Here is a 17,224-nt window from a genome sequence, read left to right on the forward strand (position 1 = left end):
TGTGAATTCATGCCTTTCGGTCCAGCCTCGCTTCTAGGGGTCGAACGCTTCTCTGAGGAGAGTGAAGCCCCTCTCGAGCTGATCCCAGGCGATGAGGACGCCAGGAAAGAACAGATCATCCGTGCTGTGTACAAGCAAGTGCTTGGCAATGCTTACGTGATGGACAGCGAGCGGCAGATCGTCGAAGAATCGCAGTTCAAGCTCGGTGAAATCAGCGTCCGTGAGCTGGTGGGCCGCATTGCCAAAAGCGACCTATACCGCAGCCGCTTCTTTGATAACTGCGCGCGATACCGCTACATCGAGCTGGCCTTCCGCCATCTTCTCGGTCGTGCACCTGCTGACTACGCGGAAATGCGTGAGCATGCCGATCGCCTGGACAGCCAAGGTTATGAGGCTGATATCGACAGCTTCCTGAACAGCGCGGAATACCAAAACACCTTCGGTGAATGGACGGTCCCCTATCAGCGGGGCTGGAAGACCGAAAGCTGTGCCACCTTGCAGGAATTCACCTGGAGCTTCCAGTTGCTGCGAGGCAACAGCAGCAGCAGCCTCAAGGGTGATCTTGCAGGCAACAGGAGCAAGCTGGGTGGTTCGGCTTATCTGAACCGAGCCATCGCAGTGGTTCCCCCTTCATCCAAAGAAACCGCTGGCTGGAGTTTCCGTCCCTCGACCAACCTTCAGGACGCACCCACACGTCTCGGGGTTGGCGCAGGCGATCAAGGCATCACGTATCGGGTCGAAGTCACGGCTTACAAAGCCAACAATGTCAGGCGGATTTCCCGCTACACCCGAAGCAACCGCATCTTCTACGTGCCGTTCGACAAGCTCTCAGAGCAGTTCAAACGCATCCATAACGAAGGCGGCAAAATCGCCAGCATTACTCCGGTGACCTAAACGCTTCATCCGCTCTCAGCTCGACGCACACGACCCCATCTCCCCTCACAAAACAATGGCCAGCACCCAATCTTCTCTTGGCTTCGGCACAACCACCAAGTGGAGTGATCCCGTTCGCTTCCAGCGCAAGGGAGTAGCCCAAACCGCTGCCCTCACCATTGGTGAGTTCCTGAAGCAGTCGTGTGATCAGATGGCGATTGGGGTTGGTCCCCGGAGTCACGCTGACTGCCCCCATCGCGTCACGAGCGAGTGCTACAGCCCAGAAGATGTGGCGTCACTGGAAACGGTGATCAGTGCGTCATATCGACAGGTATTTGGCAACGCCCACGTGATGGATTTCGAGCGTTGCTCGGAATTGGAAGCTCAGCTTCGGGACGGTCGTTTGACAGTGCGTGAATTCGTACGTGGTCTGGCCAAGTCCAGTTTCTACAAGGACCGTTTCTTCAGAAGCGTTGCTCCACAACGGGGTGTCGAGCTGACGTTCAAGCACCTGTTGGGCCGAGCACCTGAAACACAGGCCGAGATCTCAGCGAAAATCGCCCTGCAGGCAGAACACGGTCACGACGGCTTGGTCGACAGCATCGTTGACTCCGCGGAGTACCTCGAAGTCTTCGGTAGCGACGTCGTGCCCTATGCGCGTTCATGGAGTTCGCCCGCAGACCTATCAACAGCAGCCTTCCCAATGCTGGCCGCTCTTCAAAAGAGTTTTGCCGGTAGTGATAGCGCCCGCGGCGGAAGTCCTGCACTGACCCGCAGCCTCGCCAATGGAGTGGCTCCAAGGATCAGCCTGCCAAGTCAGCCCATTGGTCTGCGTCCCTCCTCTGGAAGTTTCACGGCCACGCAGTTCAGCAGCAAAGCACCTGGAATCACCTCAGGCAAAGATTCAGGGCCCATGCGCGGCGACGTGTATGTCACCTTCGGTCTTGGCCAGCGGGAGCAAGAGACATACCAACGTTGCCCAGGTGACGGCCCCGATCAACTCGCTGCACTGATTCGTTCCACCTACAAACAGGTGATGGGCAATCCCCATCTGATGGAGTTCGAACGAGTTGTGTCCGCGGAGAGCAAATTCATCGATGGCTACCTGAGCACACGTGAATTCGTTCGTGCTGTTGGCCTGTCAGCCGAATACAAGCGCCGTTTCTTCGAAACGAGTGCCCCGTATCGCTTCATCGAGCTGAACTTCAAGCATTTCCTGGGAAGAGCTCCGCAATCCCAGGCCGAAATCAGCGAGCACACCAAGATCCTCGCCGAAGGTGGCTATGAGGCTGAAATCTCCAGCTATGTCGATAGCGCTGAATACCAGAACACCTTTGGTGAAGACACAGTTCCGTTCGCTCGAATCCTCACCGAAAGCGGCCGCTCTCAAGTTGACTTCAACCGTCAACTGAGCCTGGCAGAAGGATATGCCGCAAGCGATACGGTCCTCGGCAGCTCCGCTTTGGTGAGTTCGGTTGCGACAGGGCTGGCGCCCAGTGGCTGGAGCAAAACCACAAGCCGGGCGAACCGCACCGGTACACAGTCTGGTGCCCCTGATCCCACCAAGAAGCGTTTCCGCATTGTTGTTGCCTCTCAGGCAGCGCGTTCACGTCAACGCACAGCAGGAAACAGCTACGTCGTGTCCGGTAAGGACATGAGCAGCCAGATGAAATACATCCATGCACGCGGAGGCAAGATCGTTTCCATCACTGAGGTGATGTAAAAGCATTCGATTGCTGCAACTGAGAGCTGCTTCGTAAAGAACAGCTCTCTCACATCACCTTTTAATCAGATTCCCATGACTGAGCCAACAACTCTTTCCTCAGCTGCCAATGTCGACACAGCACATGCGGCAGATGTGATTCGACAAGCCTACCGCCAGGTTTTTGGTAATCGACACCTGATGGAACTCGATGTGAACCCCTCCATTGAGGCGTTGTTCATCAATGGGGATCTAACAGTTCAAGGATTGGTAACGGCTCTCGCACAATCGGAAACCTATAAAAAGCTTTTTCTAGAAAGCAATAGCCCCTACAGGTTTGTTGAACTGAACTTCAAACATCTTTTAGGCCGTCCTCCCCGTGACCAAGCTGAATTGATGAGCCATGTTCGGCTTTTGCAGGAAGAAGGGTATGAAACAGAAATCGCGAGTTACACCTACAGCGATGAATACCTTTCTGCCTTCGGCATCGACCAAGTTCCATACAATCGTGCCACCCAGACCGTGGTGGGCGGGAGCACTCTGTACTTCACACGTGCGAAGGCTTTGGATGCCGGTTTTGCGGGATACGACAATGCGGAAACTGATTCAAAACTCTTGAATAGTCTCTGCACTGATAGTTCACCAGAGGCCCAAGACCGTAGAGGTGTTGGCAACGCCAATTCGTTGACCATCAACTGGACATCACGCCGCCAAGTGGGTGCCAACCGCCGCGCTGTACAGAAATCGGTGGTGACCCAAACATCGATGTCAGCCACGATAAAATCAATCCTCTCGCAGGGAGGCCAGATCCTTTCTATTGCGAAGGCTAACTCCTTTTGAAGATCTCGGAATTTCCTCTAGCTCATCAGTGATGATGGAAGGAATTCAAATTTGATCGTTTCAGCGATTCGGCTTAAAAATCGCGTCAAACAAACCTTTTAACGATGCCTATCCTTCGACCGCCATCCAGCGAAAACCCAAACAGGAACAGCACATTCCTCCAGTCAGTTGCATCAACACCCATGGCCATGTCCATGATGGTCGACTCCATGGTTAACATGATGCACATCAACTCTCCTTCGCTGGATGAGCTCAGCTCAGAAAACAACACAAGCCTGCATGACAATTGAGCAATTTGTTGCTCAAAGTTCAGGCAAATGGCGCTCAATGCGTTCGGGTCATTCCTTGGCCTTCCAGCAGTTTGAAGAGGTTCTGAGCGAAGTTACGATCGAAGCGATCAGCAAAGATGATTCTGCCGTCAAACAGTTACTTGAATCATCCCTAGCCAATAAACATAATTTAGAAACTATTTCATCTCCATTCAAAATGGAATGGTGCGCAGAAAGTGACTGGGAACCTGAAGACCCATCAGAAGTGTCATCTGGATCTTGCATTATTATTCCTTTGGTCAAAGATATTTCTTCGGGAACGCTGATCAGAAGTGTTGGGTATGCAGAAGCTGAGGCGGCAATCTCGGAATACAACTTTTCTAACGACGGTACATTCACGCTCACAACAAACTACGAGCAGTCAATTGCCGAAGAAAAAATTTGGTTTGTCTCAGAAAATGTACGCTGTAGATCATCAGTTTTGAGAACTTCAGCCGGATCAGGCGTGCTCCAAACATCGTTTGCCTCAGAAGTTAGACGAATGAATGCATAATCACTAAAGATGAACAAGAATTTAGCCCTTGCCGAGTTTGCCAAAACTCTTGCAGGCGTCTACGACAACATCGAACAGTCACAAAAAGACCCGAAAGATTTTGCTCGTATCAATATTTTCTTTCGACCATTGCCCTGGCATATTTTCGAAGGTCCTGGTTTTTATTCTGAACAATGTTATGACTATGCACCGTGGGATCCCTACCGACAGGGGATTCACCGATTAACTACGCATAAAGATACTTTTGTGGTTGAGAACTATGGGTTCTCAAACCCCAGAAGGCTAGCGGGAGCTGGGCGGGATCCCAAAATTATGAATGCAATCGATTCCACAACCCTAAAAGAACGTTGTGGATGTGCAATGCACTTTCATCGTAGGGAAAAAGGGCATTACATCGGTAAAGTTGAGCCAGGGAAAAACTGTTTGGTTCCACGAGATGGAAAACTCACTTATCTTGTGAGCGAAGTTGAGGTAGACCAAGAAAATTGGATTAGTCGTGATCGAGGCTTTGATCCAAAAACGGACGAACAGATTTGGGGTTCTGAACACGGCCTTCTTAGATTCAAAAGAATCCAAAGCTTCTCAGAAGAAATCAATGATGAGTGGCTGAATTCGAAGAGCTAGAATGGAAGACGTCAAAAAACAAATGAAGTCCTGGATACGCTCACAGCACCTAATATGTGTTGGCACAGACTTTATCTTTGAAACAGTCGATCAAACTCAACTCGATAAGTTTGAGACTTCTATACAAGCAATTGGGGGAAGAATTAGAACAGTCAAAGCAATTGGAAACTGGCCGATGGGACCAAGGCGATCGTTCAAAATACTGCAAGCAACAGCAAGCGTACCCAGGCCAGGAGGAGAAGATCTTGTTACATATTGGGCGAAAAAAGGTAGTAAAACAACAAGATATTCAGAAATCAATTCTTAAATTGAAAGTCATTCCTCAAACCAGCCCATCCAGGTGTCTTGACTAAAATCAGTATGTTTGCTCCATTTTCTCAAAATAGCGGAGGAATCGATATCAAAACCATTAGCAGCAGCGATGTCAATGACTTGATCCTGATTAAGGGCAGCTTTAATTTGAGCTTTTAGATCTGGCTTTTGTCGGACTAAAGCAATAAAATCCTCTAAGACTTGATCTTGATTTGCGCTAAGTGCAGAGCCGTTCATCAAAGGCCATCGAAATCGATAGAACAAGTCTAAACGAAACTTCCTTCAGTAGACCGTAAAACTAGGCACCATCCATCAACATGGCTCGCCAAGGCGCGACCTTACGGAATGCCCATGACCAGTGATCGTTTGCGATGGCCTTGATCGCCAAGGCTTCAGATTCAGATAAACCAACTGAATCTGATTCAACATACTGAAGCCAAGCTGTGATTGAAAAAACATAATCACGGGAAGCCGCAAAATCCACAATATCTTGATCTGTGCTGCAAGACTTTAATCCAGTTGCAACAGAATGATCATAGATAACCATCTGCACAAAATCATCGATAACAGAAGCAGACATCTTCAGCAGCTTTCTATCCAAAGCGCAAAATTCACCTTCTCGCAAATCATCTGCAGCACCAAAGGACCACCCGGACAGCGTAATAAACGCCATGGAATATTTTTTTCTAGAATACCTGAATCAATGGTAATTTTTGGGGGGCTCGTCGCCTGTTCATATGGGATCAACGCGGAACCAGTCAATGAGGGCTCAACATCATTAACAATTGCCTTTAATTGCTCCAAATCAACAACAAGGTTCAATTGATCTTGGACATCTGCTGACTTTTGGACAGCTTCAACAAACCTAGGAAGAGCTTGTTCGAGCTCGGGAGAGACTGGCATGAGACAAAAACCCTTGCTCTTATGATAACAGACGCCGAGAACGTATTCATAGAAAGACAGCGCAAATTAAAAAAGACAATCAACCAGTCATAAATCATCACTGATATACAGACGTGGATGCTATGGTCAAAGAGATGATGGAATTTCAACGTCACTGCAGATTCAACAGAATCAGGTCAGCTGCTCTAAAACTGCAGCTAAACACCCGCTGACAGAAAATCCAGAAATTTCATTGATGACGCTTTAAACATGGCCGAGCGATTCGACAACTTGGTTGAAGGCTTGACAGAAGAGCAGGCCATGGCAGTGATTTTGGCTGATCCAGACTCACTTGAGAGGCCCGTTGATAAATACATGGCAGCCACAAGGCTTGGAGCGAGTAACAGCGAAGAATCACTTGATGTGCTGATTCAGGCTGCAGAGCTGGATCCAGAGCATCTTTTTAATCGAATCACGCGACGCAAGGCGATTGACGCCCTTGGCAGACGAAAAAGTCCAAAGGCCCTACCATCTCTGTTTCGAGCCTTAAAATGTAGCGATGAAGCTGCGGTGATTAATTCTGTAGAGGCGATAACAAAAATTGGAGCACCGTTAACAGAAGCAGATCATGAAAAATTATTGGGAGCCCTTGAGGGCGAAGATATTCAAAAGCGAGCTGTCATACAAGCATTTTGTCGTTTAGGGGTCCACTCTGTCATCAACAGCATCAGCCCCCTCCGGGATGATTCCAATCCCTTGGTGGCTGGTGCGGCAAGAGCATACATGTCGAAAGTTGCTCAACAGCCAGAGGGCCTTGATGTGCTCATCCCGCAACTTGTTGATCCAATCGCAGGACGGAGGCGCTCTGCCGTGATTGATTTGGGAGATGCAGGTGATGTTTCAAGGCTGGAAGCTCTTGTCACTGCTCCTGTGTCGATGTCTTTGCGGGCTAGAAGTGCATTTCAGTTGGTCGATCCTGATAAGAAATGCCAGATACCGGAAGAATATGCTGAGCTAATAACACAACTCTTACAAGATAACCCTCAACAACTCAAACTTAGGAAAGAGTGGATTTGTGAAATTGAGCCTACAGAGATCGAAAACAACCTTCAACATCGCGACGAAGCACGCCAATACGGTGGTGCTTCAAGCTTGATGGCCATGCCTAAAGCAGAGAGAATGATTTTAATTAACGAAATTAAAGAAAAATTATGGAGTGATTACGTTACGCACTATTACCTAACCGCCGTCGTCAGTCTTCAGGGTTTGGAAGAACGAAGCGATCTAATCAGGCTTGCCCTAGCCGAAACAATCCCTCAGTACACCAAGTCCCGGATCGCTGCTGCATGGGGATGCCTCCGCTTGGGCCTTGTGGACCAAAAGCCGCTCCTGGAGGAGCTTTCAGCCAATGCCTTCTGGTTACCACTGAAATGGACCTGCCAACGCGTCCTTAAACAGTTGTCATAAAAAGACGAACCATAATTAAGGTGAACTGTCGGACATTGGTTGAAGACGCGGCCTTACTGATTTCGCCTTTGTCAACTTGTGTGTCCTGACGTCCTCCTTCAGGAAGACGACCTGGGAAGCAGGGGTAGTGTCATTCGTGATGCGGAATGCATCTCCCCAAACAACGTATTCCACAACCCCATGCTCGACGCATTCTCCCGGGCTGCTGTCTCGGCCGATTCCAGCGGCTCCTTCATTGGTGGCGGCGAACTGGCTTCCCTGAAGTCCTTCATTGCTGATGGCAACAAGCGCCTGGACGCTGTGAACGCCATCACCTCTAACGCCAGCTGCATCGTGTCTGACGCCGTCGCCGGCATCTGCTGCGAGAACACCGGCCTGACCGCCCCCAACGGTGGTGTGTACACCAACCGCAAGATGGCTGCTTGCCTGCGTGATGGCGAGATCGTTCTGCGTTACGTCTCCTACGCACTGCTCGCCGGCGACGCTTCCGTGCTGCAGGACCGCTGCCTGAACGGTCTCCGCGAGACCTATGCCGCTCTGGGCGTTCCCACCGGATCCGCCGCACGTGCTGTTGCAATCATGAAGGCCGCTGCTAGCGCCCTCATCACCAACACCAACAGCCAGCCCAAGAAGATGGCTCTCACCTCTGGTGATTGCGCCAGCCTGTCTGGTGAAGCTGCTAGCTACTTCGACATGGTGATCAGCGCCATCAGCTGAACCAGGTATCTATTTTCTGCACACCTGAACACCCTTCTTCTTAATCATGAAGTCCGTTATCACCACCGTCGTCGGCGCAGCCGACAGCGCATCCCGCTTCCCCACCGCCTCCGACATGGAGTCCGTCCAGGGCTCCATCCAACGCGCCTCTGCTCGTTTGGAAGCTGCTGAAAAGCTGGCCAGCAACTACGACCAAGTTGCACAGGAAGCTGTTGATGCTGTCTACGCCCAGTACCCCAACGGTGCCACCGGCCGTCAGCCCCGTAAGTGCGCCACCGAAGGCAAAGAGAAGTGCAAGCGTGACTTCGTTCACTACCTGCGTCTGATCAACTACTGCCTGGTCACCGGCGGCACCGGCCCTCTGGATGAGCTGGCCATCAACGGTCAGAAAGAGGTCTACAAGGCCCTCAGCATCGACGCTGGCACCTACGTGGCTGGTTTCTCCCACCTGCGTTCCCGCGGTTGCGCCCCTCGCGACATGAGCGCTCAGGCTCTGACCGCCTACAACCAGCTGCTCGACTACGTGATCAACTCCCTCGGCTGATCAACAGTCAAGCTGAGTGATTTTTTGATCTAACCAAGGGGTGGGCCAAAAGCCCACCCCTTTTTGTTTTAAAAGTCAAAAAACACAACTTCTTGACAACCGAGAGTAATTAATTCTGGAATAACCCAGAAAAATGTGGCCAATCAACAAACGATTTAGCCACAATTCCAGACGCATTGCTTACTCAAGGTGACATTCAGTGGAATATATGAGCCAAATTAATGCTCACATTTCACAAAAACCTTTATCAAGCCTACGAGCAACAACAATTTGTTGCCTTAAGCATTAGGGAATAGTCACCGCAATCCACCACCCCTCACTAACCCCATGCTCAGTACACAAACCAGCCCGGCTGGAATGGCTGCTGCTAGCCGCACCAAACCAGCGTCTTACGCGATACCCAGCAAAGCTGGCAAAAACACCGTCCATCGGACTGTTGCTGGAGCCATCGCTGAATTTAAGCGCAACACCTGTTCCCAGATGGGACTTGGCATTGGCCCAAGGCTGCATAGTGAATGTCCCTTTGCGGTGACTTTCGACGAATATCACCCAAGCAGCAGTGCAGCACTAGAGCGGACAATCATTTCCGCCTACAGGCAGGTGTACGGGAACCTACCTCCCACTGAAAACGAGCGTTGCACATCCCTTGAGGCTCGCTTGATGAACGGAGAAATTACAGTTCGCGACTTTGTGAACGGCCTGGCAAAATCTCCTTTCTACAAGGAAAATTATTTCCATAGTGTCGCCCCTCAACGTGGGATTGAACTGAACTTCAAACACCTGCTTGGACGGGCACCCCTCACTCAAGAAGAAGTTCAAAACAGCATCAAACTTCAAGCAGAGGAGGGATTTGATGCTCTGATCGACAGCCTCACAGATTGCGCAGAATATGCCGAGGTGTTTGGGTCAGACATCGTTCCTTACATGCGAGCAGGCGATTCCTACGCAGGAATGATGACCAGCTCCTTCAACATGATGCGGGAGCTTGCCGGCACAAAGGTTGCCGTTAGTGACAACGCACAAGGACGTCGGAGTCGCACGACGACGCAACTGGCTGCGGCAGCGATCAGCATGATGAAGCCGATCTTCAAGGGCGCACCAACGCTGCCCCAACAAAAGTACGGCGGACATCAGCCTCCCAGGAGAACCGGCGCTGCTCCCTTCCGTCCCTTCGGCGTTAAGCCATTGCCATATTGATGAAGATGAATTAGGCACCGAAATGCCATCACTTTTGCCCCCTTTCCAGGAAGGGGGCATTTTTGTATCCTACGACGACACTTCAAAGCCCCACCCGCCGGTGGGTGCCTGATCACAGTCGCTTAGATTGCGACTCAACGAAGTTGGACGTCCACCGTGCTCCAGGATTTTACCGATATCTCATCAATCAGCGAGAGCCAACTCACGGAAGAAGAAGCTCTCCAACTGGCTGATGAGCTCAGTGCAAAATTAAGCGAAGGTGAGATCCCTAGATCTGACGCCGAGTCACTCAAGCGTATGGTCGCCGGACTTGGGGATGCGAGAGGCGCTTTACGACTCACATTTGCAAAAAGTCTTGGGGCGGTAGGTGACGAAGCTCTACCCATTCTTTGTAAAGCACTTCGCCAGCACCAAAATGTGATCGTAAGACGAGCATCAGCCAAAACACTTAATTTGATTGGCAACAAGGACGCGTTGCCTTATCTGCTTGAAGCCTTTTTAGAAGATAGTGATCCAGTTGTACTCGGGTCGTCTGCTGGAGCGATGGCCACCATTGGCCCCGACGCAATGGATTCGTTGATTGGAATCCTCAAAAATCCAGATTGCACACCATTCCAGGTTGGTTTGATCAACCTTGCTCTGAGTTTCATCGGTGCCAAAGCACCGGAGGCATTGCTCGAGGCTGCCGATTCAGACGTGGCAGAAGTTCGAGTTGCTGCAATCTCAGCCCTGGGAGATCAAATACAGAAGAGTGATGATCTGCGGGCACAAAACAGAGTCTTTCAAGCGCTCAATGACATCTCAGCAGAGGTGAGAGCAGAAGCGGTAACTCTCATCGGAAAATCATGTGATGCCGAAGATGTTGAACATATGCTTGTCGAAAAATTAATCGACACAGACGCACAGGTACGCAAAAACACAGCAATGGCACTAATGAAACTCGAGGCATTCAACAGCATCAGAAGCATAGAAAAAGCGAAATCAAAAGAATCAGACGAGTCAGTCCAAGAAGTATTCAATGTAGCAATTAATATACTAAGCCGAGATTTATAAGCACAACTAAAAATGCAGAACGCCAAGAAAACAATTCAAAAGCAGGCTACCACCCTGGACACAATCAAGCCATTAACATAAGCAGAGACAATATCTAACAAACTGATAAGAAGTGGATGCCAATAAGAGAAAAAAGCAATCTCTCAGCAAAACATTAAGCGTTCCACACACAAGCCAAGGAAAACAATAGAGTACATGGATACGCGGAAGAAGTTTGAGAAAAAAACGATCGCGAAATTATGTATTTTCGGATACGCTCGAGATGGAGGAATTTTGCAAAGCACATTTCGAGGAATATCACTCAACATCCAACTTCGGATGCAATGTGACTCAGTTAAGCACCGGCCTTCTCGAAACGAAGACCACTTGCTCACCAATTCAAGATGTACATCTTGAAATTTTTAAATCGAACCAAACTCTGCTCTACGAGGAAGAAGCCAACACAAAATCAGTATCATTCTGCTGGCTAGAAACATTACCCACAAACAATACGGAGGCACAGACAATCATTAGCGGCCACCAAATGACAAGAAATAGCATTGCTGGCTTCAATCGCATCAACAAAACAGGAGGAAATATCTGGGACATTGTGGGAGCGAACGAAGAGCTTTGCTGCATGAGCCTAAAATGGAATAAATTACAAGAAAGAATCAACAAATTGAATGCATTTAATGCCTATGCGAGGCTTGAGGAATGCATTGGAATTGACTCGCATGATCATGCATGTGCTCAGCTCAAAAAATTATTTAACCGACATTTTAATGGCCAGCCATCAACGAAACCAAATTCATTTTACGATCTGGCAATCATATTCCTAGACAACGAAAATAATGAGTCGACCAATGATGCACATCGATGCGAGGCAACGGATCTAATAGAAGACATGGTTAAACTAATTCACGAAGATAGGGCTGGCATGCCGCCAATAACACTTGACGAAATTACTGAATATCTGAATTCAAGAACAGAGTCTCTCAATACTATATGCCGAAAAATCTTTAATATGGATGTGATTGAGCTTGTAAGAAGAGTCCGCCTGGAGCAGACCCGCAAGGCTTTTTTAACTCCACATTCCTCAACAGGTCTCAAAGATTTTACAAAAAAGAGAACAGCACTTTACTACGGTTTTAAGAACTGGAAAAAATTTGAAGCCTCCTACTCCACATACTTTGGAGAATCACCCAGCCAAACAATAGATCGATCCAATAAAAATATATATTCATTTAGTGCATGGCAAGGAGAGTAATACATGAAAACATCTATTGAATATCGTGATCCACTGGAGCTCTCTGAAGAGCTTGCAAAACTCGGTCAGCTTACAAAAATAACGCAACTGGAAGGTGGCAGTGGTTTCTATACTATGCAAGCAGCAAATACTAATAAAGTCGCACTTGCAGAAATATCTGCCAACAAAACATTATTGTACGAGGGGTGGGGAAATGGTATAACTATTGATTTTAATTGGATTACGCCAAAAGCGAATACTCAAGGAGCCTTTGGCTATTGTGATGGATTTAAGATGACAAAAAATAGCCTAGCTGGATTTGGCACGATTAATTCAGTACCAGGAAATGCATGGGGAAAATATAACAACGAATGCTCTAGTACTGGTTGCATGCTTGAAAAGCAGCTCCTATTTGAATTACTCGAAAATTGCAAAGCGTATGATGGACTTGAACGACTCACGAGTGATCAGGGGATTTATTGCAATAATAAAGCTCTAAACCAACTTAAGAGATTAGCTGCCAGAGAAGTATCTGCTGGAATTCAGAACCCAGAAAAATATTTCGATCTTGTAATCGCATGTCTAGAAGAGCCAATGACTGAGCAAAATAGTCAAGATCCAAGACATATTGATCAATTAAGAGAAATCATTAATCTTGCACATAGCGAGAAGACCATGGAATCCCCTCTATCATTGCTCGAAGTATGCAAGTATATAAATACAAGCCAAGCATCATTATATCGTATATGTCAGGAGTACTTTGGAATGGGAATCATTGAATTGATGACCCAAATTAGACTTGAAGAATCCAGAAGAATTATGCTTAACCAAGACGCTCGTCGGAAACTAAAACTATATTCAATTCGAGATATTGCAATTAAATATGGATTTAAACATCAAGGGAGATATGCACGGCGCTATTACACTGCATTCGGAGAACTTCCAAGTCAGACCATCGAAAAGTCGCGAAGATATAGATTGCCAATATAGGTGCATTGCATCCGGAAATAATTTTCTATAGTTCACGTAAGACTTCCGCGCATGTCCATCGTAGGGGCTCCCAAGTGGATTTTAAAAGTAGATTTTCAATATCACTACGACATTCCATTAAACCTAAAGTTAAACATCCCCAAGTCGCAGCTATTTTTGATTTTGCATACTGCGGAGCAGGCTCCAGTAATGATTCCTTTATTATGTAAGACAATTCTATTAAGCCGAGTTGAGACACCAAGCAATTTACTTGATAGTGAACACCATAATCGGAGCCATGCTTATCCCAAATAGACTTAATTGCGTCAGTTACAGTTAAATCTGGCCAACTCAATAGGGTCTTAGCACCAAAGTACTGGCGCTCTTCATCTCTGTGCCTAAGAAAATCGCAAACTTTTTCTAAATCATTTGGTGCATCAAATTTCTGCGTAAAATACAAATATCGAGAATCATCCTTCAACATTTGATTGATTAATATTCTTTGTGATTTAGTTTTAATTTTAGAAGTCATCTTAAACGCACTCTTAGCTCTCAACGGCATTGACACCGCTGCTTTCGAAATACTTGACAAAAGAGAAGGGTCTCCAGCGTCCCCAATATCAATGACGGATGAACGTCTATGTATGACATTCAAATCGTTGAGGTGATTTTCAAGAATATGCAATTTACGTTTTTGATCTTCGACCCTTATTGAATAAGCGATTGATGCGCCATTAACCAATATATTGGGATTACTCTCTTGCTCGTGAATGATGCCATTACAGTCATGCATCTCCAAACGAGTGAAGCATTGAATGGCAACACGCTTGAGTACATCGGAGCCATTTTGAATAATCTTTAAAAGAGATGATTTAAACTGAGCATCAAGAGGTATGCCAAAATGAATTAGCGTATCTACTGAATTCACAATCGTCTGCTCATCACTACTATGCATAGCTTCATAAATAGTTGGCAGAGTACTAAGATCGCGACGGCGCCCTAGCGCTTCAATGGACTTACGACGCGTAATGGAATCGAAGATATTATCTCTATCCCCGGTAGCCGCTACGACTAATGCATCCAAAGAATCTCGTGAAGAACAGGCTCCCAACCGTGTTGCTGCTATATATTTGATGCCAGGATTATCAAGAGTACTAACATTTTGCGAAAGCAACTCAATTGCTTGCTGTTCACCCATCCATGAAAAAAGATTATCAAATCGCTGTGAACTTGGCACCTTGTAACATGCATATATTCAATTTTTACAGGAAAATTGATCGGCAAATCAGATTTGGTAAGAAGTGACCCATTCACTCCCACAATTGAGAATTAGTGGACATCTATTTTAAGAAAAACAAAGCACTGCAAGCAATCACAAAAAGACAAGTAATCACTAAAGGAATTCAGGTAACCAAGATTTATCCAATCACTAATTTATACCCGATTAAATTTTTTTGTTTGCAGAGGATCCTCGCAAGAAAGATGCGGTGGTATCTGAAGCCATTGAAGGCCCGCTCAGCTCTGAATAAGTAAAACAACTCTGATAAGAAACGGATAGTTGCTGATAAGATATGGATATGACGCTGATTCTTCATGTCACGTGCTGAGTTTATACGCTTTCTTCAGGTTCTAGAAGAAGACTTGCCATTTAGATCTCTTTTCCAAGAAGCCGAGCCCGAGGAGATCCTCAGGCTTGCAGATAAACATGGATTTATATTTTCGGATGAAATAAAGGGGCGTTTCTTGAATCGCTGGGCAGGAGTGTACTTCTGCCCGTTCGCCAATAATGTCGGAAGACTATGCCCCAAGATGGTGCCAGAAGGATTCAGCACACTGCTCCATTATTCGCAGACGACTTGTGCTAAAGAGGACAAAGTAGAACGTTTTGACTTCCGCGCTGGAGGTTATTACGAAGGAGTAGAAACTGTACCTCGATGAAGGAATATCTAACTCTTTGAGTTGATTAGATTCTGAAGTCGTGCCAATGCAGACTGTGCAGCCTCCTGAATCAAGGGATCATCATTATTATTCTGCAGTGAACGTAAAGCGTCTTCTGCCAAAGTATTGGGAATATCGGCAAGAGCCTGAGATGCACTGAAAATCAAAGCAACATTTTGGCTGCTGAGAGACTTGGCCAAAATTTGAATTGCCTCTTCAGACTTAAATTGTTGCTTACCGATCTGACCAAGACACATCAGTGCACCCTGCACGACAACCATATCGGAATCATCAATCCCTTTTTCCAGCATTTCCATGACTGAATCAGGAAACGGCTGATCTGGGAAGTTTTTGAACACCTGCACAAAGGCCTTAGGGCAACAACGCCTTGCAGTTTGATTCTCTGTTGTTGCATAAAGTTCGATCAAGGGATCAAACGCAGAGCTCCCAAAAAAACCAACACCTTTAACAGCCGCTCTGTAGACTTTAGGATCATGATGACAGAAGAGATCCAATAATCTTGGCAACGCCTCTTCCCGATAGTTCTCAGAAAGAATCAAACAAGCTTCTTCTTGAATCCTAGGGTTGGGATGCATTAGATCTTCAAACAATGCATCAACTGAAGGAATGTTCGAATCGCTGCTCATTTAAAAGCCTAAATCATTATTGTTCAATATTAGCATTTCAAGTCATGGGGCATGAAGAATTGCCACTTAGTTCTCAACCACGATCCAGAATGCTCTGTGCTTTTAGTTGCAGCAAACTATCGCCATCAGATTCGACAAGCTGTTGTAGTTGAAGTTGATATCGAAGTTGAAGATGCTCGGTCTGATCAGATTGGATCAAGAGGAGCCCTGCATAACGCATATCCCAACTAAGGTTATTTTCTAAAGACATACAATTATCCAGAAAACAATCGTATTGGCCAGTAAATAGCTTGGCGAATGAAAGCAAAGCGGCTGGGGGTGATTTTCTAAATTGAGGACGCTTATCTGTAATAGCATCTGAAAGAATTTTGCGAATATCAAGCAATGCTTCGTCTGTCCAACCTTCAACAAGGCCAAACAATCGCATCAAAAAATAGTGTGCACCATAGTCATTGTGGGCTTTATCTTGCCAGCAATTCTCAATAGCACTCCAAATCTCTTGCGCATCACGTTTTACTAGTGCCTGCATCGCAAGATAACATCGACTAAAATCGGGATGGAATAATCCATCAATCAATAGCTCTGTAGGCAAAGGATCGCCGTAATGATGGAGGACAGTGATCAAACGAGGATCGTCAAACAAAATTTGATCCACCGCTGATAGTGCATCATTATTGGAGAGTTTATTTGACGGGTTATTCAAGAGAAATCTCACAGCTCGCATCCGGAACGCAGGCGAGATTGGTGCTTGCATCAAATCAGACAAAAGCTCAACAGCATTCGCATCGATCACATCCTGCACAGCCGACTGACGATCCATTTGATTGGCACCATACAAATGATCTGAAAGATCAGCCAGATGGGATTGATCACCAGATAGATGAATCATGGCAGCGATGGCAGCACCACGGACCGAAGTCTTTTCATGGGCTGTGTGTACTGAAATAGTCGAAATTGCTGCTTTAACAGAAAGCTTTGAGAGACTTTGAATTAGGACTCTTTGATTCTGGCTAGCATCATCTACTAAATCGATCATATGTTGGTGCACTTCAGGATCTTGACAGTTCAAATGAGACAATGCCCAAGCAGCATTCTCAACCATATACACATCAGAGCTACTTAAAAAACTTGCAATTTTGGACGTAGCCTCTGCAACCCCTAATCGCGCAAGAACTTCTACAGCCTTTCGTTGTGCAAGACCTACAGGTACATCCGCAGAACACTTATCCAGAAATGCCAATAAAGCCTGGCTTGTTTTTGGGCCAGGAAAATTAATCAAATGAGAAATAGCCATATAATAATCACTCTCACTCTCCAGAATACCAACTTCTTTAGACAAGATATCAATTGCTCCCTGTTGATCCAAGCCAGCATGAATATTATCGAAAAGACCAGTCATCAGTAACGGTCAA

Annotated in this window: 21 protein-coding genes; 14 read left to right on the forward strand and 7 right to left on the reverse strand. The window is 46.8% G+C overall.

Annotation, left to right across the window (positions count from 1 at the left end; all coding sequences use genetic code 11):
* Positions 1–9: 9 nt before the first annotated feature.
* The 3 genes from DXY35_RS00445 to DXY35_RS00455 all read left to right on the forward strand — a co-directional run bounded on the left by DXY35_RS00445 (position 10) and on the right by DXY35_RS00455 (position 3,415).
* Positions 10–894 (forward strand): phycobilisome linker polypeptide, encoded by an 885-nt coding sequence (locus DXY35_RS00445; protein ID WP_115080295.1) that lies wholly within the window; start codon positions 10–12, stop codon positions 892–894.
* A gap of 55 nt (positions 895–949) precedes the next feature.
* The gene (locus tag DXY35_RS00450) at positions 950–2,596 is read left to right on the forward strand and encodes a phycobilisome rod-core linker polypeptide (protein ID WP_115080297.1); all 1,647 of its coding nucleotides are present in this window, start codon (positions 950–952) and stop codon (positions 2,594–2,596) included.
* Positions 2,597–2,671: 75 nt separating this feature from the next.
* Positions 2,672–3,415, forward strand: coding sequence for a phycobilisome rod-core linker polypeptide (locus DXY35_RS00455; RefSeq protein WP_115080298.1), 744 nt, complete (start codon positions 2,672–2,674; stop codon positions 3,413–3,415).
* Positions 3,416–3,500: 85 nt separating this feature from the next.
* On the opposite strand, the gene DXY35_RS13145 is transcribed toward DXY35_RS00455, so the two are convergent.
* Positions 3,501–3,626: a hypothetical protein gene (locus DXY35_RS13145; RefSeq protein WP_256359504.1), complete on the reverse strand. Its 126-nt coding sequence runs from the start codon at positions 3,624–3,626 to the stop codon at positions 3,501–3,503.
* Positions 3,627–3,694: 68 nt separating this feature from the next.
* On the opposite strand from DXY35_RS13145, the gene DXY35_RS00465 reads away from it, so the two are divergent.
* From DXY35_RS00465 to DXY35_RS13055, 3 genes are read left to right on the forward strand one after another with little or no spacing between them, the layout of a single operon-like run.
* A complete protein-coding gene (locus DXY35_RS00465) occupies positions 3,695–4,237 on the forward strand; it encodes a phycobiliprotein lyase (protein ID WP_115080302.1) in 543 nt (180 codons plus the stop codon).
* A gap of 9 nt (positions 4,238–4,246) precedes the next feature.
* On the forward strand, positions 4,247–4,861 hold the full coding sequence (locus DXY35_RS00470) for a chromophore lyase CpcT/CpeT (RefSeq protein WP_115080303.1): 615 nt from the start codon (positions 4,247–4,249) through the stop codon (positions 4,859–4,861).
* Position 4,862: 1 nt separating this feature from the next.
* Positions 4,863–5,168 carry a CpeR family transcriptional regulator gene (locus tag DXY35_RS13055; protein WP_115080306.1) on the forward strand — a complete coding sequence of 102 codons (306 nt, stop codon included), beginning with the start codon at positions 4,863–4,865 and terminating at the stop codon, positions 5,166–5,168.
* An 8-nt stretch (positions 5,169–5,176) separates the two neighbouring features.
* Here the strand turns inward: DXY35_RS13055 and DXY35_RS00480 are convergent, their stop codons facing one another.
* The 3 genes from DXY35_RS00480 to DXY35_RS00490 form a co-directional block, all read right to left on the reverse strand.
* The gene (locus DXY35_RS00480) at positions 5,177–5,410 is read right to left on the reverse strand and encodes a Nif11-like leader peptide family natural product precursor (protein WP_115080308.1); all 234 of its coding nucleotides are present in this window, start codon (positions 5,408–5,410) and stop codon (positions 5,177–5,179) included.
* A gap of 61 nt (positions 5,411–5,471) precedes the next feature.
* Positions 5,472–5,753 (reverse strand): Nif11-like leader peptide family natural product precursor, encoded by a 282-nt coding sequence (locus DXY35_RS00485; protein ID WP_170950466.1) that lies wholly within the window; start codon positions 5,751–5,753, stop codon positions 5,472–5,474.
* 2 nt (positions 5,754–5,755) lie between these two features.
* Positions 5,756–6,076 carry a hypothetical protein gene (locus DXY35_RS00490; protein ID WP_115080312.1) on the reverse strand — a complete coding sequence of 107 codons (321 nt, stop codon included), beginning with the start codon at positions 6,074–6,076 and terminating at the stop codon, positions 5,756–5,758.
* A gap of 249 nt (positions 6,077–6,325) precedes the next feature.
* On the opposite strand from DXY35_RS00490, the gene DXY35_RS00495 reads away from it, so the two are divergent.
* The 7 genes from DXY35_RS00495 to DXY35_RS00525 all read left to right on the forward strand — a co-directional run bounded on the left by DXY35_RS00495 (position 6,326) and on the right by DXY35_RS00525 (position 13,248).
* On the forward strand, positions 6,326–7,522 hold the full coding sequence (locus DXY35_RS00495; protein WP_115080314.1) for a HEAT repeat domain-containing protein: 1,197 nt from the start codon (positions 6,326–6,328) through the stop codon (positions 7,520–7,522).
* A 180-nt stretch (positions 7,523–7,702) separates the two neighbouring features.
* Positions 7,703–8,239, forward strand: coding sequence for a bleomycin hydrolase (locus DXY35_RS00500; protein ID WP_006850273.1), 537 nt, complete (start codon positions 7,703–7,705; stop codon positions 8,237–8,239).
* A gap of 46 nt (positions 8,240–8,285) precedes the next feature.
* Positions 8,286–8,783: a class 2 C-phycoerythrin subunit alpha gene (mpeA, locus tag DXY35_RS00505; protein WP_006850994.1), complete on the forward strand. Its 498-nt coding sequence runs from the start codon at positions 8,286–8,288 to the stop codon at positions 8,781–8,783.
* Between the two features lie 327 nt (positions 8,784–9,110).
* Complete coding sequence (locus DXY35_RS00510; RefSeq protein ID WP_115080315.1) at positions 9,111–9,980, forward strand: phycobilisome rod-core linker polypeptide; 870 nt, start codon at positions 9,111–9,113, stop codon at positions 9,978–9,980.
* A 156-nt stretch (positions 9,981–10,136) separates the two neighbouring features.
* Positions 10,137–11,033 (forward strand): HEAT repeat domain-containing protein, encoded by an 897-nt coding sequence (locus DXY35_RS00515; RefSeq protein ID WP_115080318.1) that lies wholly within the window; start codon positions 10,137–10,139, stop codon positions 11,031–11,033.
* A gap of 325 nt (positions 11,034–11,358) precedes the next feature.
* On the forward strand, positions 11,359–12,279 hold the full coding sequence (locus DXY35_RS00520; RefSeq protein ID WP_244272816.1) for a helix-turn-helix domain-containing protein: 921 nt from the start codon (positions 11,359–11,361) through the stop codon (positions 12,277–12,279).
* A gap of 3 nt (positions 12,280–12,282) precedes the next feature.
* Positions 12,283–13,248, forward strand: a complete 966-nt coding sequence (locus DXY35_RS00525; RefSeq protein ID WP_115080322.1) for a helix-turn-helix transcriptional regulator — start codon at positions 12,283–12,285, stop codon at positions 13,246–13,248.
* Between the two features lie 25 nt (positions 13,249–13,273).
* On the opposite strand, the gene DXY35_RS12305 is transcribed toward DXY35_RS00525, so the two are convergent.
* A complete protein-coding gene (locus DXY35_RS12305; RefSeq protein WP_137006683.1) occupies positions 13,274–14,425 on the reverse strand; it encodes a HEAT repeat domain-containing protein in 1,152 nt (383 codons plus the stop codon).
* A 395-nt stretch (positions 14,426–14,820) separates the two neighbouring features.
* Between DXY35_RS12305 and DXY35_RS00530 the strand changes: the two genes are divergently transcribed.
* Positions 14,821–15,165 carry a Nif11-like leader peptide family natural product precursor gene (locus tag DXY35_RS00530; protein WP_115080323.1) on the forward strand — a complete coding sequence of 115 codons (345 nt, stop codon included), beginning with the start codon at positions 14,821–14,823 and terminating at the stop codon, positions 15,163–15,165.
* Between the two features lie 8 nt (positions 15,166–15,173).
* On the opposite strand, the gene DXY35_RS00535 is transcribed toward DXY35_RS00530, so the two are convergent.
* Complete coding sequence (locus DXY35_RS00535; protein WP_115080325.1) at positions 15,174–15,812, reverse strand: HEAT repeat domain-containing protein; 639 nt, start codon at positions 15,810–15,812, stop codon at positions 15,174–15,176.
* A 73-nt stretch (positions 15,813–15,885) separates the two neighbouring features.
* The gene (locus tag DXY35_RS00540; RefSeq protein ID WP_115080327.1) at positions 15,886–17,211 is read right to left on the reverse strand and encodes a HEAT repeat domain-containing protein; all 1,326 of its coding nucleotides are present in this window, start codon (positions 17,209–17,211) and stop codon (positions 15,886–15,888) included.
* Positions 17,212–17,224 lie beyond the last annotated feature (13 nt).

The sequence above is a fragment of the Synechococcus sp. N32 genome (assembly GCF_900473895.1).
Classification (GTDB): Bacteria; Cyanobacteriota; Cyanobacteriia; order PCC-6307; family Cyanobiaceae; genus Parasynechococcus.

Excerpts from the sequence above, each read along its gene's own strand:
- DXY35_RS00445 (WP_115080295.1), top strand. The coding sequence starts at position 10 with ATGCCTTTCGGTCCAGCCTCGCTTCTAGGGGTCGAACGCTTCTCTGAG.
- DXY35_RS00450 (WP_115080297.1), top strand. The coding sequence starts at position 950 with ATGGCCAGCACCCAATCTTCTCTTGGCTTCGGCACAACCACCAAGTGG.
- DXY35_RS00455 (WP_115080298.1), top strand. The coding sequence starts at position 2,672 with ATGACTGAGCCAACAACTCTTTCCTCAGCTGCCAATGTCGACACAGCA.
- DXY35_RS13145 (WP_256359504.1), bottom strand. The coding sequence starts at position 3,626 with ATGGAGTCGACCATCATGGACATGGCCATGGGTGTTGATGCAACTGAC.
- DXY35_RS00465 (WP_115080302.1), top strand. The coding sequence starts at position 3,695 with ATGACAATTGAGCAATTTGTTGCTCAAAGTTCAGGCAAATGGCGCTCA.
- DXY35_RS00470 (WP_115080303.1), top strand. The coding sequence starts at position 4,247 with ATGAACAAGAATTTAGCCCTTGCCGAGTTTGCCAAAACTCTTGCAGGC.
- DXY35_RS13055 (WP_115080306.1), top strand. The coding sequence starts at position 4,863 with ATGGAAGACGTCAAAAAACAAATGAAGTCCTGGATACGCTCACAGCAC.
- DXY35_RS00480 (WP_115080308.1), bottom strand. The coding sequence starts at position 5,410 with ATGAACGGCTCTGCACTTAGCGCAAATCAAGATCAAGTCTTAGAGGAT.
- DXY35_RS00485 (WP_170950466.1), bottom strand. The coding sequence starts at position 5,753 with ATGTCTGCTTCTGTTATCGATGATTTTGTGCAGATGGTTATCTATGAT.
- DXY35_RS00490 (WP_115080312.1), bottom strand. The coding sequence starts at position 6,076 with ATGCCAGTCTCTCCCGAGCTCGAACAAGCTCTTCCTAGGTTTGTTGAA.
- DXY35_RS00495 (WP_115080314.1), top strand. The coding sequence starts at position 6,326 with ATGGCCGAGCGATTCGACAACTTGGTTGAAGGCTTGACAGAAGAGCAG.
- DXY35_RS00500 (WP_006850273.1), top strand. The coding sequence starts at position 7,703 with ATGCTCGACGCATTCTCCCGGGCTGCTGTCTCGGCCGATTCCAGCGGC.
- mpeA (WP_006850994.1), top strand. The coding sequence starts at position 8,286 with ATGAAGTCCGTTATCACCACCGTCGTCGGCGCAGCCGACAGCGCATCC.
- DXY35_RS00510 (WP_115080315.1), top strand. The coding sequence starts at position 9,111 with ATGCTCAGTACACAAACCAGCCCGGCTGGAATGGCTGCTGCTAGCCGC.
- DXY35_RS00525 (WP_115080322.1), top strand. The coding sequence starts at position 12,283 with ATGAAAACATCTATTGAATATCGTGATCCACTGGAGCTCTCTGAAGAG.
- DXY35_RS12305 (WP_137006683.1), bottom strand. The coding sequence starts at position 14,425 with ATGGGTGAACAGCAAGCAATTGAGTTGCTTTCGCAAAATGTTAGTACT.
- DXY35_RS00530 (WP_115080323.1), top strand. The coding sequence starts at position 14,821 with ATGTCACGTGCTGAGTTTATACGCTTTCTTCAGGTTCTAGAAGAAGAC.
- DXY35_RS00535 (WP_115080325.1), bottom strand. The coding sequence starts at position 15,812 with ATGAGCAGCGATTCGAACATTCCTTCAGTTGATGCATTGTTTGAAGAT.
- DXY35_RS00540 (WP_115080327.1), bottom strand. The coding sequence starts at position 17,211 with ATGACTGGTCTTTTCGATAATATTCATGCTGGCTTGGATCAACAGGGA.